We start from the raw sequence: 15,677 nt of genomic DNA, 5'->3' as shown, positions 1-15,677 counted from the left end.
TTTATAGGATAGAGGGTTCCCTGTCTCCTAACGCGAATGCACCTTCTCACCCTGCACCCACACCTCGCGGATGTGCTCAGGTCTAACCAAATACATCATTTTCTGAAACACATCGTCTAAATCTTCTTTATCATTAAAATCGGTAATTTGGCGGATGGCAGCTTCGTATCGATCAGCTGTACATCCCAGTCATAGCTCTCCTCGATCCGGCCGATGGGCAGGCTTAAGCTTTCACCGCCGCCGGCAGTAGCCAGATAGAATGCCTCATGGATCGTAATCCGTGATCCGGGTACGCCGCGCTCACTGGCCGGAAGGGAGGTAATCACGCCGTCCTCCAGCATTCTTGAAGAGATGACCGCTTGTCTGATGTTATCGTACAGGCTAGGCGAGAAGCCTCCGGAAATATCGGAGCCTAATCCGATCTCGACGTTTTTGGCATGAAGATGAGCGATTGGGATGACGCTGTTGGCAAAATACGCGTTTGATCCTTAAGGATTTGAATTTCTTGGGGGGATTTGCTGGAAAAAGCAGTGCCTTGAAATATTTGCATATAATTATCCATAAATACCGCCTTAATGTTCGTATTTTAAATGTATTTTGTATTATAATTCGTTGAACAGGAGAAGTCTATTATCAAAATAACGGATAGTTTCGACTCCGCTATTATGATAACCTTTTATTAATTAGAGGTATTCTGCAAAAGAATGAAGATTTAGGAATAATAGTTCAAGCCAAAAAGGAGCAAAGAAGATGCAATTCGCAAAAAGAATGGATCGGTTTGGTGAAGGCATTTTCACTAAATTATCAGATATAAAGCGCAGCAGATTGGAACGCGGAGAAACGGTGATTGATCTAAGCATCGGCACGCCGAATATTCCACCGGGCAAGCATATCATCGAAGCTTTATGCTCGGCCGCCGCAGATGAAAGGAACTATGTGTATGCACTCAGCGACCAAAGCGCTTTACAGGAAGCGGTAAGCGACTGGTATCGGGAAAGATATGAGGTAGAGCTGAACTCCAAGACGGAAATCTGTTCGTTATTAGGTTCGCAGGAAGGGCTGGCGCATATTTCATTGTCCATTGTGGATGAGGGAGACATCGTGCTGGTGCCGGATCCCTGCTACCCTGTGTTCGCAGACGGGCCGCTGCTGGCCGGAGCGAAGCTTCACTATATGCCGCAGAAAAAAGAAAACGGCTATGTGATCGACTTGCAGGATATTCCCGAGCATGTGGCGCAGCAAGCCAAGCTGATGCTGGTGTCCTATCCGAACAATCCGACCAGCGCGATGGCGCCGGACAGCTTCTACGTTGATCTGATCGCTTTTGCAAAGAAATATGATATCATCGTTCTTCATGATAATGCCTATAGCGAATTAGTGTTTGATGGTAAAAGCTGCGGCAGCTTTCTTTCCTTCCCCGGTGCGAAGGAGGTCGGTGTCGAGTTTAATTCCTTATCCAAAACCTATGGGCTGGCAGGGGCAAGAATCGGTTTTTGTGTGGGGAATGAGCAGGTTGTCTCCCGCCTGAAAATACTAAAGTCGAACATGGACTATGGCATGTTTCTGCCAATCCAGCAAGCCGCGATTGCTGCGATAACGGGGGATCAGAGCGGCGTAGAGACGACGCGCAAAGCTTATGAGTACCGAAGAGATGTTCTTTGCGACGGGTTGAATGCACTGGGATGGAAGATAGATAAGCCGGAGGCAACGATGTTTGTCTGGGCGGCGATTCCTTCCCATTACGACACATCCGAGGATTTTGTCATGGATTTGGTCACTCAAGCGGGGGTTATCATCACACCGGGCAGCGCCTTTGGCCCTTCGGGGGAAGGATATGTACGAATGGCTTTAGTTCAAGAGGAAGAGAACCTGAAGCAGGCGGTTGAGGCAGTTCGCCAAAGCGGGATTTTAGAAGTGTAGATTCCAGAAGGGCCCGAGGGGCCGCTCTAGGTCGGTTATATTTAGGCCATTCCTAAGTTGGTGCTTTGCTTTAGCCGATATATATAGAAGCAAAAGTAAAACATCACGAAGGGAATCATTTACTTGAAGACTACGGTTCAGAACGTCCTTAAGCTTGTTCTCCCATTTGTTCTAATGGCTGGGGCCTATTATTTCTATAAAGAAACCAGTACGCTGGCACAGGCGCAGCTGGATATTATCGAGCTTTCCCCCTATGTAATTTTTGCCGTGGGCGCAGTTATCTCGTGGAAATTCAACCGGAGCAGGGAGCTTTTTATCCTCGTCGTACTTGCCCTTGTTTTGGCGTCCATGGAATATTTGCCCGGTATGACGAAGCTGTCTTTCCCGATTGCTGCGAATGATATTTATAGGATCATCTCCTTGCTGATCCCGCTGAACATCGGGTTGTTCTCTCTATTTAGGGAACGGGGAATATTAAGCCTATGGGGGGTACTCCGCATTGGAATCATCCTCTCTCAGGGCTTGATTTCAGTATGGCTGCTGCGTCCCGAGCAAGGCGGGCTTCTCTCTTTGATCAAAAAAGATGTGCTCCCTGTCAGCCTTACTTCTATAACAGCGGTAACCCAGCTGTCCATCGCGATCTTCCTGATCGCTTTAATCCTACTCATCATCAGGCAGGTCAAATATAAATCATCTCAGGATATTTCGTTTATTGCCGTGTTATGCGCCCTGTTCTATGTGCTGCACGAGAACCGCGACCCGATGATGTACGCTGTGTTCTTTGCCGTTTCTGGCATTGTACTGATAACTTCGATCATCCAGGATTCGTATTCGATGGCATTTACGGATGAGCTTACAGGCCTGCCATCGCGGCGAGCTCTGAAGCAGGATATGATGAAGCTGGGCATGAATTATGTCATCGCCATGCTGGATATCGACCATTTCAAGAAGTTTAATGATACCTATGGGCATGACACGGGGGACGAGGCGCTTAAGCTGGTGGCTTCGGTGATCAAGGACGTGACCGGCGGAGGAAAGTCCTACCGTTACGGCGGTGAGGAATTCACGATTCTCTTTCCGGGAAAAAGCGTACAGGATGCGCTGCCGCATCTGGAACAGCTGAGGGAGCAGATAGCTAAACGTCCTTTTACGCTGCGCAATCGGAAAGGGAAGGGCAAGAGCAAATCCCGGCGTAAAGCAAGGAATAATAGAGTCGGGAAGCAAATTTACATCACTGTGAGTATCGGCTTAGCTCAAAAGAGCGAGAAGCATAAGAAACCGGATGCCGTCATGAAGTCGGCGGACATGGCCTTGTACCGGGCCAAGAAAAAAGGCCGGAACTGTGTGAGTAAATAGCAAATTCATTGATAGTAGCACATTTCGATTGTACCAATGAATGGTTACTTAAGCTTCTGAAAGGCGAAACCCTCAATTTATGAATGATTTATTTGGTAAATATAGGGAGGTTAACTATGCAATCGAAAGCAAAAAAAAGACTCAAAATTACGGCAATCAGTATTCTCGCCTTTTTACTCCTTGTCGTTGGAGTCTTTTATATTTATACACTCGATTACTATCGGGCGGATGAAGCGGCAGTACAAGCTATAGCAGGCGAAGAGAACAGCGTTGTTAGCAAGGACAAGATGTGGATCTTCTACCCGGAGAAGCAGCAAGCCAGCGATACCGCTATGATCTTCTACCCTGGCGGCAAGGTGGAGGCAACAGCCTATGCTCCGCTGCTAGAGCAGTTGTCCCGGGAAGGAATTACATGCATTCTAGTGAAAATGCCCTTTAACCTGGCTGTATTTGATATTAATGCCGCGGATCACGTATTTGAGCAGTTTCCCGAGGTGAAGCGCTGGTATATCAGCGGGCATTCCTTGGGCGGGGCGATGGCGAGCAGCTATGCCAGCAAACATATTGACAAGTTGGAAGGAATGATACTCCTTGGCGCTTACCCCGTCGGCCCAACCGAGCTTCCCATGCTCGCTATTTATGGCAGCGAGGACATGATCCTGGATACGACCAAGCTGGGCGATGTCCCAAACCAGTATGTCATCGAGGGAGGAAATCATGCCTATTTCGGCAACTACGGGGAGCAGGATGGAGACGGTATGGCGTCGATCGCGCGGGAAGAACAGCAGCGGCAGACAGTAGAGGGAATAATAACTTTTATTTTAGAAGAAGAGAAGTGAATGATTGCGGGGCAAAAACGTGTTATTCTAATTGCAGAAACTTGTAGATAGAGCCTAATAGTCAAACTAATTTATTTCACGCATCAAAGGAGGCCTTCTCTTGTCGTATAGTGTAAGCGATCAGCTGAAAATTACGTTGTTCGATGTGAAGAAAATCCAGTACAAGTCTAGAGTGATCTTTGATTATGTCCAGTCCTGCTGCACGGTTGCCTATATCAAAAAAGGGGAGGTCAGCACGACCTTTGAGGGGAAGGAATACATCGCCAAAACGGGGGATGTGATGATCCACCGCCCCGATCTCCCGTTTAACGTCATTTCGAAGACGGATGGAATCCACTACCTGTTCAACATCGATTTGAAGGTGATGGAGGAAGTGGACTTCTTTAGCTTCTATCCGATGGGCAAGGTGGTAACGATTAGAAATCCAGAGCTGTACGAGAAGAAATTCGATGAACTAAGGAGCATGTGGCTGCAGGAGGGCAACGATTACCGATCCGTGCAATGCAGCTTCCTGGCCTTATCCTTGCTTCATGAGATTATTGAGAGTTCCAAACTGGGCGGGAAACGGTCGCCGAATGAATTTTACATTACCGACCGCTTCAACAATGTGCTTCACTATATCGAGAGCCGTCTGAACGAGAATATTACCCGCGACGAGCTGGCGCAAATTTACCATATGAATCCCGTCTATTTTAGCCGTGTCTTTAAAGAGATTTATGGGCTCACTCCTATGAAAATGGTGAAAAAGCTGCGGTTGATGCATGCAAAAAGACTGCTGGAAACGACGGACGACACCATTGAGCAAATTGCCCAAAAGTGCGGGTTCTGTGATTCGCCTCATTTAAACCACACTTTTCGAGGCTCATTCAACACCTCTCCAAGCGAATACCGCAAAAGTATCAAAAGTACAAAAAAGGGAGTCATCCCTACATTGTTAGATCATTCATAATTGATTACGATTGTTAATACGATAGGACGGATGGCCTGTAGCGATATCATATGACGCTGCAGGTTTCTTCTTTAGGGAGGCGTAATCAATGAAGGTGGAATTAGCAGGTCTAAATGAAACGCAGCTTGAGGGCGTTAAGGAAATAATGCCTTTATTGGGCGTAGAGCTTGTGGATGAAGGGATAACGGTTCAATTTTCTCGAACCAGTGAGGTATCCATCGATGTACGCTTTGATGGTATGACAGGGACGATTAAATATCAGCATGACTCTCAAATCTGCCGAGCGTTAGGATTAATGATCGAGGGGCTGAAGCGGGGCGAGGCGTTTGTGCTCACGGAATGTCCTGCTTATGAACAGCTTGGGGTCATGCTCGACTGCTCGAGAAATGCGGTGCTGAAGGTGGAGACCTTCCAAAGGCTGATAAGAAGCCTGGCTCTGATGGGATACACGACGGTGCAGCTGTACACCGAGGATACTTATGAAATCGAGGAGTATCCTTACTTTGGCTATATGCGTGGCAGATATACCGGAGAGCAAATGCAGGCGATGGATCGCTATGCGCGTTTGTTCGGGATCGAGCTTGTGCCCTGCATTCAGACGCTGGCTCATTTGGGTGCGGCGCTAAAGTGGAGCGCATTTGCCGATATCGTAGACTGCAACGACATTCTGCTGATTAATGAAGACAAGACTTATGCGCTCATTGACGCAATGTTCCGGACGATGTCGGAAAATTTAACGAGCCGCAGAATCAATATCGGGATGGATGAAGCCCATATGATGGGACTCGGCAAATATCTTGACAAGCATGGCTACCAGGAAAGATCGGTGTTGATGCTGAAGCATTTTCACAAAGTGATGGAGATCGCCCGGAAATATGGCTACAAGCCAATGATGTGGAGCGATATGTTCTTCCGCCTGGCCAGTGCGGGGGAATATTACGATGTGGACAGCCCGATCCGGCAGGACGTGATCGACATGATTCCCGACGATATCTCGCTCGTGTATTGGGATTATTACTCGGTGGAGCCGGAGAAATACGAAGGCATGCTGAAAAAGCATAAGCAGCTTAGCGATCAGATTATTTTTGCGGGCGGAGCCTGGAAGTGGATGGGCTTCTCGCCGAACAGCCATTTCAGCAATTATATCGGCGAAATGGCCCATGCGAGCTGCGTAAAGTATGGCATAAGCGAAGTACTGATCACGGCCTGGGGAGATAATGGGGCTGAAGCTTCAGTCTATTCGATTCTGCCGGCGCTGCAGCTGTGGGCGGAACTGGGTTATGCGAATCGTGCCGATACAGAGTATCTACAGAAGCGGTTCAATACTTGTACGGGCGGAAGCTATGACGATTTTATGAACCTGGACATGACGATGCTGGTACCGGATAATGCTTCGTCCGATGCGCATTCGATCAATCCACCCAAATATTTGCTGTACCAGGATGTCCTGTACGGATTATTCGATAAGCACGTTATTCCTCAGGTGTATGCCGCTCATTTCAAGAAATGTGCGGAGTTTTTCGCTGATTGTGTGTCAAGAAATCCGGAGTGGCAGGAAATTTTCCAAACGCAGCATGCCTTAAGCAGTCTCTTGGAATTGAAATGCGAAGCGGGAATAAATATCCGTATGGCTTATTTGAACAAAAATCAGGAACTTCTGGCAAAATACGGCCAGGTGGTACTGCCTGAATTGAAGCAAAGAGCGCAGCAGTTCATCACGGACTACCATGCGCAGTGGCTGGATGAGAACAAAATTTTTGGTCTCGATGTGTTTGACCTTCGCATGGGCGGTTTGCTGCAGCGGATCGAAACAGCAATCCGCCGCATTGAGAGTTATCTGTCGGGGGAGCTGACGCAGCTTGAGGAGCTGGAGCAGGAGATTCTGTATTTTGACGGACGTGAAAATAAGGAAGAAAGAAAGGCGATGAGCGCCAATTTGTGGCATACGATTGCGACGCCTTCGGTTATAGCCGGAGTTTAACCATAGAAAATACGAGATAAACTTTAAAGCTCGCCAAACAGATTTGGCGAGTTTTTTGCTGCTTTTGGCAAAAACAAAAGATAGACCGATACTTCAATTGCGAATTGCATCACAAATGTAAAAGTATCAAAAATACAAAAACAAGCTGCTTCCCTACATTGTCGAACAATGTTGAAATTAGATAATATAAAAGCAAATCACAAAAGATTGATTTTGTAATCGTATTCAAATTCAGTCTTTGTGGGGAATGTTGGAATTGTAGAGTAGAGAAAAATAATAAAATCAAAGGGGGATTTTGTGTGAACAGGAAGTTTAAAATGGTTAGTGTTTTTCTGATGCTGGTACTAATTATACAAATCTTTGCAGGCTGCTCAAGCTCCAATTCTACAGCAGAGAACAGTGGACAGAACTCGTTGGGACAAGAAGCGGCAGAAGAGCAAAAGCCGGGAGAAAAGATCACGCTGCGCGTCATGGACTGGGCGGATAGCGAGAAGCCGTACCGTGAGCAGTTCATCAAAGATTTCGAAGCGAGACACCCAGAGATCAAAATCGAGTATACGCTCTTAACAAGCGATCAATTCCAAAACACGATTACGACAGCGATTAAATCGGGAGACGCTCCAGACTTGTTCCCGATCCCGCCTGGGATGAAACTGAGCACCGCAGTCGCCGGAGACTGGTTCCAGCCGCTGGATCAATATCTGGATGATGAATTCAAGAGCCGCTTTGTTGATGGGGTCTTCGTAGAAGGCGCAACGATGCAGGACGGCAAGATTTACACGATTCCGGCATATTTGCCTCTGCCGAATACGCTTATTTTCTACAATAAAACCTTGTTCAAGGAAGCAGGCCTGGATCCCGAGAATCCGCCCAAGACACACAGCGAATTCCGTGCAGCAGCGAAAGCAATCACCGAGGTATCCAAGGGTAAGGCTTACGGCATTATCGAGGGCGGTAAGACGATTGTCCGCTGGAAGAACCCGGTGATCGACTGGTCTGCTCTGGGCGGCAGCGGCCTGAATCCGCATTCGCCATTATCCTTGGCTACGAACGATGCCAATTACGATTCACAGGCAGTGATTGATGTGATGAATCTGTTCAAAGGCATGAAGGATGACGGCAGCTATCATCCGAAGACAATGAGCATCTCCGCGCCGGAAGCACGCGCCTTATTTGGACAAGGCCAAGCAGGCTTTATTATCCAAGGTGAATGGTCGATTGGCGTCTGGGCGAAAGAGAATCCTGAACTGGATTTCGGCGTGATGGCTCCTCCAATTCCGGACAGCGGCCAGCAGGGCTACCTGCCAAGACCGAACTTCCAACCTTGGGTCGGCATGTCTTCAACAACGAAGCATCCGGAAGCGGCGGCATTGTATCTGAAGGAGTATTTCAACAAGGATTATCAATCCGTATTAGTTAAAGCGGGAGATCGTTTCTCGATGCTGAAAGACGTAAATGAAGCAGCGGCCGAGCTTCCACAATTCAAACAGTATTTCGAAGTGGCAATGGAGAATTCCCGTCTCGTTCCTAGCGTGGAAATCAAAAATCCGGAAACCTCTGCAGTTTTCGCGAATTACAAGGATCCTCAGCCTGGACTTGGCGATATCGTACAGGGCTTAATCTCTGGTGCGATCAAAGATCCGAAGGATGCTTTGAAGTTCTTGTCCAACAACGTCAATACCGCGATGGATCAGGCCTTAAAGGAGGCGCAAGCGAACGGCGCGAAGGTCGATAAAGAGGATTTCGTATTCTCCAACTGGAGCGCGGATAAGGACTACACGAACGAGGATTATGCAGCAATTAAAAAATAGGGAGTAATATCAAAATGAAGAATTCGAAAAACGTAGTTTGGTATTGGGTGTTCCTGTTCCCTACGTTGTCATTATTCGCGATGTTTCAAGGCTGGCCCATTGTGGCCAGCTGGTATTATTCTACACTCGATTGGTCGGGCTTGACCTCTGATGCCAAGTTTGTGGGCATGCAGAACTTTATTAAAGTGGCTCAGGATCCTTACTTCTGGAACGCGTTCAAGAACAGTTTCAAATTCATGGCGGGCACGGTGCCCTTCCATCTGATCTTTGCGCTCATCCTTGCGGTAATTTTGCATCGTCCAGGGCTAAAGGCAGCGAATTTATTCCGTACGTTCATCTTTCTTCCAGTCGTAACGACGACTTCGATCGTTGGGATCATCATGGTCTTCATTTGGGGAAGCGATGGTGCCGTCAATGGGGCACTGATGAGCATGGGCTTGCTGGATCAGCCGATCAACTGGCTGGGCGATGCCAAGTGGGCGATGTTCACGGTCGTATTGATCTCGGTGTGGAAAAACCTTGGCGTCAATCTGGTCTACTGGCTAGCCGGCCTGCAATCGATTTCGCAGGAGCTGTATGAAGCGGCTGAAGTGGACGGCGCCACCGGAATTCGGAAATTCACGCATATTACAGTGCCTCTCTTGATTCCGATTGGAACGATCATTCTTCTGCTGAACGTGGTCAACTCGTTGAAGGCCTTCGACTTGGTTAAAACAATGACGAATGGCGGGCCGTTCTTTGCCACAGATGTCGTATCTACTTATATTTATCGTTACGCCTTTACAAGCGAGATGGGACTGCCGCAATTGGGCTACGCTTCGGCGGCCGGATTGTTCTTCGCCTTGACGATAATACTCCTGGCTATCTTCCAGTCCTTCGTGCAAAAGAGAATCAAAGGTGGTAATAAGTAATGAGGATGATTAAGCGCTCGATATTCTATATTGTTATGACCGCCTTTTGTCTAGTTTGGATCTATCCGTTCCTATGGATGGTAACGGCCTCGTTCAAGACGCAAAACGAATTTTTTGCGAATGGCCTTTCTTTAATTCCGAAGCACTTTACTTTCGATAATATTGCGCGGGCATGGAACCAAGCGAATTTTGAACAATATTTTATCAACAGTGTAATTATTACGGTAGGCACGATTGCGATTGTTTTCTTTACGACGGCTACCTGCGGTTACGTGCTCGGAAGATATTCATTCAAAGGGAAGAAGATCATTTATGCCCTATTAATCTCCAGCATGTTTGTACCGATGGAGTTCGCTATAATTCCGATATACGATTTGATCCGGAAGCTGGGCTTGGTGAATACGCAGATGGGTGTGATCCTGGCTGAAGCTGGTGGAAATCATCTGATTTTCATTTTGCTGTTTGCCACTTTCTTCGCTAAAATCCCCAATGAGCTTGAAGAAGCGTCCATCGTAGACGGCAGCGGTTTCTTCCGAACCTTTATCATGGTTATGCTGCCTCTGTCCAAGCCCGTCATCGGCAGCGTGATGATCATGCAATTCATCTGGTCGTGGAACTCCTTCCTGCTGCCTTTGATATTGACGCTGAGCGCACCGAATGCGCGTCCGCTCTCCGTCGGTTTGTATGCACTCCAAGGGGAGAACATCGTCGATTGGACAGGGATTGCCGCGGGAGGCACTATCGCCATTGTACCGATTGTCGTTATCTTCCTGTTCCTGCAGCGATTCTTCGTCGATGGCATTGCGGGTTCAGTTAAAGGATAATTTCTATCGTACCTAATCGGCGTAAAAACGACACTCATTTTTATTCAAATTTTCGATTAAAAGGCAGGTTACTTGCTAATGAGAATTTTATATTTGGATCTAGATTCTCTTCGTCCCGATCATTTGGGTTGCTATGGCTACCATCGCACGACTTCACCGAATATCGACGAAGTCGCTAAGGAAGGCGTCATATTTACGAATTATTATTGTACCGATGCACCTTGTTTGCCATCCAGATCTGCCCTGATGTCTGGCAGGTTCGGCATCCATACCGGCATCGTCGGCCATGGAGGAACCGCAGCGGATATGAGGCGGGAGGGGCCAAGCCGGGACTTCAACGACAAGCTGGTGCACGAGAGCCTTCCAGGCTCCCTACGCCAGTTGGGATATAAGACGGCCACGATTAGTACCTTCGCGGAAAGACATTCCGCCTGGACTTTTAACGCCGGCTTCAATGAAGTATTCAATATCGGGGCGAAGGGCCACGAATCCGCAGAACAGGTGCTCCCGGTTGCTCTCAAGTGGCTGGAGGATAACGGCAGCATGGATAACTGGTTCCTGCATCTCAATTTCTGGGATCCCCACACTCCTTACAGAACGCCGGAGGAGTTCGGCCAGCCCTTTGCGGAAGACCCGATGCCGGAATGGCTTACCGAAGAGGTATTCAACCAGCATAAGCAAAAGGTCGGGCAGCACAGCATCGACCATATGAACGAGTTAGCCAAGACCCATTATTTCAGATGGCCCCGACACGGCAAGCCGATTGAGGAATATGAGGACTTAAGGACGATCATCGACAACTACGATTGCGCGATCCGCTACATGGATGCTCATGTCGGCCAAGTGCTTCGCAAGTTGGAGAAGATGGGCATCCTGGAGGATACGGCGATCCTGATCAGTGCGGATCATGGCGAGAATATGGGCGAGCTCGGAATTTATTCCGAGCATGGTACCGCGGATCGCGGCACTTGCCAAATTCCGATGATCATCCGCTGGCCTAATGGCGCGAAAGGCGTTGTGGACGAAGGGCTGCACTACCATCTTGACCTTGCCCCTACGTTAACCAGCCTGCTGGGCGGCGAGAAAGCACCGTCCTGGGATGGGCGAAGTTATGCCGACAGCGTGCTAAGCGGAGCGGAAACGGGCAGAGAGTACTTGGTATTCTCCCAATGCGCCCATGTCTGTCAGAGAAGCGTAAGATTCGGCGATTGGCTCTATATTCGCACTTATCATGACGGTCATCATGGATTTCCGAGGGAAATGCTGTTCAATCTGAAGGAGGACCCTTATGAGCAGCACAATCTTGCTGAGGAAAGACGAGATCTTTGCAAAGATGCTGTATATTATCTGAACGAATGGCATGACGAAATGATGTCCACGATGGAGCATGATGTTGATCCTTTGTGGACGGTGATGAAGGAAGGCGGTCCGTTCCACGCCAAGGAATTTAAAGTGTAATTATCGCCAGGCCCTGATGATGCAAGATTCATCGGGGCCTTCTAAGTGGAGCATGAACTCAAGGAGGGAGAAGCATGAGCAGCGGATGTTCGGCAGCGGAACATCGAAACATCAGTGTGATGTGGAAGACGGTTTCGGAGGATTGCAATTTAGCCTGTGATTATTGTTATTACAGTACTTGCGGCGGAAAGCCGGGAAGAAAGATCAACCGGATCGATCCGATCATCCTGGAGAAATTCATTAGGGAATACATGGAGAGATCGAGGGGGGCGGCCACCTTTGCCTGGCAGGGAGGGGAACCGCTGCTGGCCGGCCTGGATTTCTTCGAGGAAGTGGTACAGCTTCAGGCCAAGCATGCACCAAGAAATACGATAATCAGCAATTCGTTGCAGACGAACGGGACGCTGATCACGGATAAATGGGCTTCTTTTTTAAAGAAGTTTAACTTTCTGGTCGGCGTCAGCCTCGATGGCTCTAAAGAAATTCACGATGCAAGAAGGGTTGATTCCGTAGGACAAGGCAGCTTTGACCGGGTGATGAAGGGAATAGCGCATCTTCGCAAGCATCGCGTTGATTTTAATATATTGACTGTAGTCCATAAAGGAAATGTCGACAAGGCAGCCGAAATGATGCGCTTCTTTGAATCAGAGAACCTTGCCTTTGTGCAATTTATTCCATGCATGGATTTTCGGGCGCAGGAAATTAACCGTCCCGGGGTGTACGATATTACGCCGGAAGAGTATGGCGATTTCCTCTGCGAGGCCTTCGATTGCTGGTATAACGATGGAGAGCCCCAAACCTCGATCCGCTTTTTTGATGAAATGCTAAATGTTTATGTAAATCGGGAGCCTGGCTTATGTATTCATCGTGCTGCTTGTCCGCAAACGATTATCCTGGAACAGAACGGGGATGCGTTCCCTTGCGACTTTTTCATCCATGCCGATTGGAAAGTGGGCAATGTGGGGACGGATTCCATCGAAGAAATCTTGGCGCACCCTTTATACGATAAATTCCTCAAAATGAAGCCGAATTTGCCGGAGCCGTGCAGGACGTGCGATTGGAAGAAGCTCTGCCATGGCGGCTGCCCGCGCAACCGGGAATGGAGCACGGATCTGCTCACATCCGATGTCGATTACTTCTGCTCCAGCTACAAGCAGGTGTACAGCTATGCGGATGAACGGATGAAGCAGCTAGGAAACAAGGTGAGGGCCCGATTATTTGAACAGAACGTCATTCGATATTTCAAAGGGAAACTGCCTGAACGAAATGACCCTTGTCCTTGCGGCAGCGGGAAGAAGTATAAGCAGTGCTGTGCGGCTTTGAAATCGTCACTTCATCATTAAAAAGGCGCGAGTGCTGGGGCAATCCCGGCATTCGCGCTTTATGCTATGTAATTCGTAAAAAGGAGGGAGCAACGCGCCTTGCCGGAAGCTGTAAGGCGTTATGACGACAGCTCCTCCTTGGCAGCAACGATGCCGTATCTCTCCAGCGCGTTTGCCGATGATTCCAGCATGCGTTTCTTTAAATAATCCCCTTCCACCACCAGCACTCTTTTACCGAGAAAACGAATTTTGGAGAGCAAGTATTCGACTTCGTCGCCGAGTACACAGACTCTGACGTGATAAGTATCGGTGTCAGCATCATAATGGACGTCCTTCTCAAAGCAGGAAAAGGCATAGAGGATGCGCGACAATTCGCTGTTATATTCTCGCACGATTTGAATTACGGCTTCGGATTTTCGCGATTCCAGCACCTGCTGGATTTTCTCCAGGATGCATTCTGCATCGGAAGGCTTGATCGTCTCGGCGGACACCGTCACAATTTTACTCAATCTTGTGCTCATGAGCGCGCGTTGCCTGTGATGATACCACAGCAGATACCATTCCCTTTTGACCATGGAGTACTCGAGCTTATAGGGGAACCCGGAATGCTCTGTCCGTGTGCGGCCGTTCTTGAGCTCATAGCTGATACGAAACCCGCTGCGCTGTGTGATATACTGGCGGAAAGTGCGGAGGAGCGGGTGGTACACTTGTTTTTCCAGGCTGCGCGCCTTGTGGATGAGATGCTCGGAGAATTCCACGCAAGCGTCCTGCTCAAGCAGCGCATTCAGCTTCTCCCTTGTCCCTGCAGTGAAGGCTTCTGCAGCTGCAGGATGCTGCAGCATCGTCTTCAGCCAAGCCCGCTCCTGCGAGGTGACCATGAAGATCCCCGAGTCTTCCAGCCGGGAGATGACCTGGTAATTGAAAATTTTCTCAAAAAGATGCATAGTACGCCTGAATCTCCTTCCACTCGTCAATCATTTGCTGCCGGAAATAGGCGGGTTCGAGAATTTCACAGCTCGACCCGAAGCTGCGCAGCCACGGCTTGATCTCCGTCGTCCCGTTGACCATGATCTCATAAATAAAAGAGTTTTCATCTTCTTCCACGATCTCTCCCCATTGCCCCTGCAAAAGAACGCGCTGCTTCACAAAATTCGGTTCAAAGCGCCCCGGATTAAAGAAGCGAGCCCGTACCATTACGGGGCGTCCAGTGTCAATGAGCCAGCTGTGCCGGAGTTTCTCCTCCAGTTCAGCCCGCTTGGCATCGAAGACTTCCGGTGTGGTGAATGCCGTCTCCTCAATTTGGGTTATTCCTTCCATCCGGTATTTACGAATGCCCACCCTGCTGTTCGACAGCAGATACCACCGGCCGTACTGGTGGTCGTAGACCACTTTGAGCGGAAGGGTCTGCACTAGGCTGCCCTTGGAATCCCGTTCGAACAGAGGATTTGTGTTTCGGGAGGTATAGCTGTTCTCCGCTTTCGGTGAGAAATACAGAAATTGTACCTTACGGCGGTTGCGAATGGCGCTGAGTAGGGTGAATAAATGGGCCTCATCCAGAATTCTCGAGTAAAAGTGATACTTATACAAGAATGGCTCAATCGCATGTTTCTCGACATCGTTCCGCAGGAGATGTTTTTTTAATCCATCGCGGAGAAGATAACCTTGAACCGATGGTACTTGCGTGTTGGCCATGACATCGATGAAGTCATACAAATCATACAACTCCTCCATCGATAGGGCTTGAACCAGATCGTTACGTAGGCTGTAGCGGTAGGGGCGTGCTGCATTCTCTTTACGGATGACACCGACCTCTTCTAAGTATTTCAGATCAGAACGGATCGTCTTCTCGTCAGGCAGGGGCAGTTCGGGATCAAGGCGGCTGCAGCAAACGTCCATTAGTTCCATCGCGGTCAGCGCATGCTCATTCAAGGCAGCAAGCAGCAGCGAAATCCTCTGCGATTCGGATTCCTTCAGGGATTTGGCGCGATAGAGGAAGAGCAGCATTGGATCGCTCGAATCATAGTAGTTGAAGCGGAGGGTTTCCGCGAACTCCTTGCCCTGTTCCTGCGGCAACTGCTCGTACGTCGAGTAAACGATTTCCTTGAGTCGCCGCAGCGTCTTATCAAAAGTATGTACGGAGATGCCCAGCCGCTCCGCGAACTGCTGCCTGCTGTAGGCCCCACTGGTGAGCGCCAGCATGCGCAGGAACTGGATTTCTTTATCGAAGCTTTCTTTGGCCATCGCCGTTAATTCCCCCATTTCCCAAGATATGTGCAGATACTATTGTAACAATAATAAGAGAAAAG

Annotated in this window: 12 protein-coding genes and 1 pseudogene; 10 read left to right on the top strand and 3 right to left on the bottom strand. The window is 48.7% G+C overall.

Annotation, left to right across the window (positions count from 1 at the left end):
- Positions 1-27 precede the first annotated feature (27 nt).
- Positions 28-485: pseudogene (locus CZ379_RS25025) on the bottom strand (amidohydrolase family protein); the annotation flags it as partial.
- A 265-nt stretch (positions 486-750) separates the two neighbouring features.
- On the opposite strand from CZ379_RS25025, the gene CZ379_RS25020 reads away from it, so the two are divergent.
- From CZ379_RS25020 to CZ379_RS24975, 10 genes are all read left to right on the top strand, one after another.
- Positions 751-1,920, top strand: a complete 1,170-nt coding sequence (locus CZ379_RS25020; RefSeq protein ID WP_110934110.1) for an aminotransferase class I/II-fold pyridoxal phosphate-dependent enzyme — start codon at positions 751-753, stop codon at positions 1,918-1,920.
- 123 nt (positions 1,921-2,043) lie between these two features.
- Positions 2,044-3,276 (top strand): GGDEF domain-containing protein, encoded by a 1,233-nt coding sequence (locus CZ379_RS25015; RefSeq protein ID WP_110934109.1) that lies wholly within the window; start codon positions 2,044-2,046, stop codon positions 3,274-3,276.
- Between the two features lie 116 nt (positions 3,277-3,392).
- A complete protein-coding gene (locus CZ379_RS25010) occupies positions 3,393-4,115 on the top strand; it encodes an alpha/beta hydrolase (RefSeq protein WP_199925772.1) in 723 nt (240 codons plus the stop codon).
- Between the two features lie 100 nt (positions 4,116-4,215).
- Positions 4,216-5,064 (top strand): helix-turn-helix domain-containing protein, encoded by an 849-nt coding sequence (locus CZ379_RS25005; protein WP_110934107.1) that lies wholly within the window; start codon positions 4,216-4,218, stop codon positions 5,062-5,064.
- Between the two features lie 88 nt (positions 5,065-5,152).
- Entirely contained in the window at positions 5,153-7,045 is a 1,893-nt protein-coding gene (locus CZ379_RS25000) for a beta-N-acetylhexosaminidase (RefSeq protein ID WP_110934106.1), read from the top strand.
- A 299-nt stretch (positions 7,046-7,344) separates the two neighbouring features.
- Positions 7,345-8,856 carry an ABC transporter substrate-binding protein gene (locus CZ379_RS24995; RefSeq protein WP_199925771.1) on the top strand — a complete coding sequence of 504 codons (1,512 nt, stop codon included), beginning with the start codon at positions 7,345-7,347 and terminating at the stop codon, positions 8,854-8,856.
- Between the two features lie 14 nt (positions 8,857-8,870).
- Entirely contained in the window at positions 8,871-9,767 is an 897-nt protein-coding gene (locus CZ379_RS24990) for a carbohydrate ABC transporter permease (protein ID WP_110934104.1), read from the top strand.
- Complete coding sequence (locus CZ379_RS24985; protein WP_110934103.1) at positions 9,767-10,591, top strand: carbohydrate ABC transporter permease; 825 nt, start codon at positions 9,767-9,769, stop codon at positions 10,589-10,591. The genes CZ379_RS24990 and CZ379_RS24985 overlap by 1 nt, the downstream gene beginning before the upstream one ends.
- A gap of 78 nt (positions 10,592-10,669) precedes the next feature.
- Positions 10,670-12,049: a sulfatase family protein gene (locus CZ379_RS24980; RefSeq protein ID WP_110934102.1), complete on the top strand. Its 1,380-nt coding sequence runs from the start codon at positions 10,670-10,672 to the stop codon at positions 12,047-12,049.
- 74 nt (positions 12,050-12,123) lie between these two features.
- A complete protein-coding gene (locus CZ379_RS24975; RefSeq protein ID WP_110934101.1) occupies positions 12,124-13,392 on the top strand; it encodes an anaerobic sulfatase maturase in 1,269 nt (422 codons plus the stop codon).
- Positions 13,393-13,490: 98 nt separating this feature from the next.
- Here CZ379_RS24975 and CZ379_RS24970 read toward each other — a convergent pair whose 3' ends face one another.
- Complete coding sequence (locus CZ379_RS24970; protein WP_110934100.1) at positions 13,491-14,315, bottom strand: WYL domain-containing protein; 825 nt, start codon at positions 14,313-14,315, stop codon at positions 13,491-13,493.
- Positions 14,302-15,612 (bottom strand): helix-turn-helix transcriptional regulator, encoded by a 1,311-nt coding sequence (locus tag CZ379_RS24965; RefSeq protein WP_110934099.1) that lies wholly within the window; start codon positions 15,610-15,612, stop codon positions 14,302-14,304. Before CZ379_RS24965 ends, CZ379_RS24970 begins: the two co-directional genes overlap by 14 nt.
- Positions 15,613-15,677: the final 65 nt, after the last annotated feature.

Origin of the sequence: Paenibacillus bouchesdurhonensis (assembly GCF_900155685.1) — a bacterium.
Classification (GTDB): Bacteria; Bacillota; Bacilli; order Paenibacillales; family Paenibacillaceae; genus Fontibacillus; species Fontibacillus bouchesdurhonensis.
This window is presented reverse-complemented; position numbering and strand designations above follow the sequence as displayed.

Excerpts from the sequence above, each read along its gene's own strand:
- CZ379_RS24990 (WP_110934104.1), top strand. The coding sequence starts at position 8,871 with ATGAAGAATTCGAAAAACGTAGTTTGGTATTGGGTGTTCCTGTTCCCT.
- CZ379_RS24980 (WP_110934102.1), top strand. The coding sequence starts at position 10,670 with ATGAGAATTTTATATTTGGATCTAGATTCTCTTCGTCCCGATCATTTG.
- CZ379_RS24970 (WP_110934100.1), bottom strand. The coding sequence starts at position 14,315 with ATGCATCTTTTTGAGAAAATTTTCAATTACCAGGTCATCTCCCGGCTG.
- CZ379_RS25020 (WP_110934110.1), top strand. The coding sequence starts at position 751 with ATGCAATTCGCAAAAAGAATGGATCGGTTTGGTGAAGGCATTTTCACT.
- CZ379_RS24985 (WP_110934103.1), top strand. The coding sequence starts at position 9,767 with ATGAGGATGATTAAGCGCTCGATATTCTATATTGTTATGACCGCCTTT.
- CZ379_RS24965 (WP_110934099.1), bottom strand. The coding sequence starts at position 15,612 with ATGGCCAAAGAAAGCTTCGATAAAGAAATCCAGTTCCTGCGCATGCTG.
- CZ379_RS25000 (WP_110934106.1), top strand. The coding sequence starts at position 5,153 with ATGAAGGTGGAATTAGCAGGTCTAAATGAAACGCAGCTTGAGGGCGTT.
- CZ379_RS25010 (WP_199925772.1), top strand. The coding sequence starts at position 3,393 with ATGCAATCGAAAGCAAAAAAAAGACTCAAAATTACGGCAATCAGTATT.
- CZ379_RS24975 (WP_110934101.1), top strand. The coding sequence starts at position 12,124 with ATGAGCAGCGGATGTTCGGCAGCGGAACATCGAAACATCAGTGTGATG.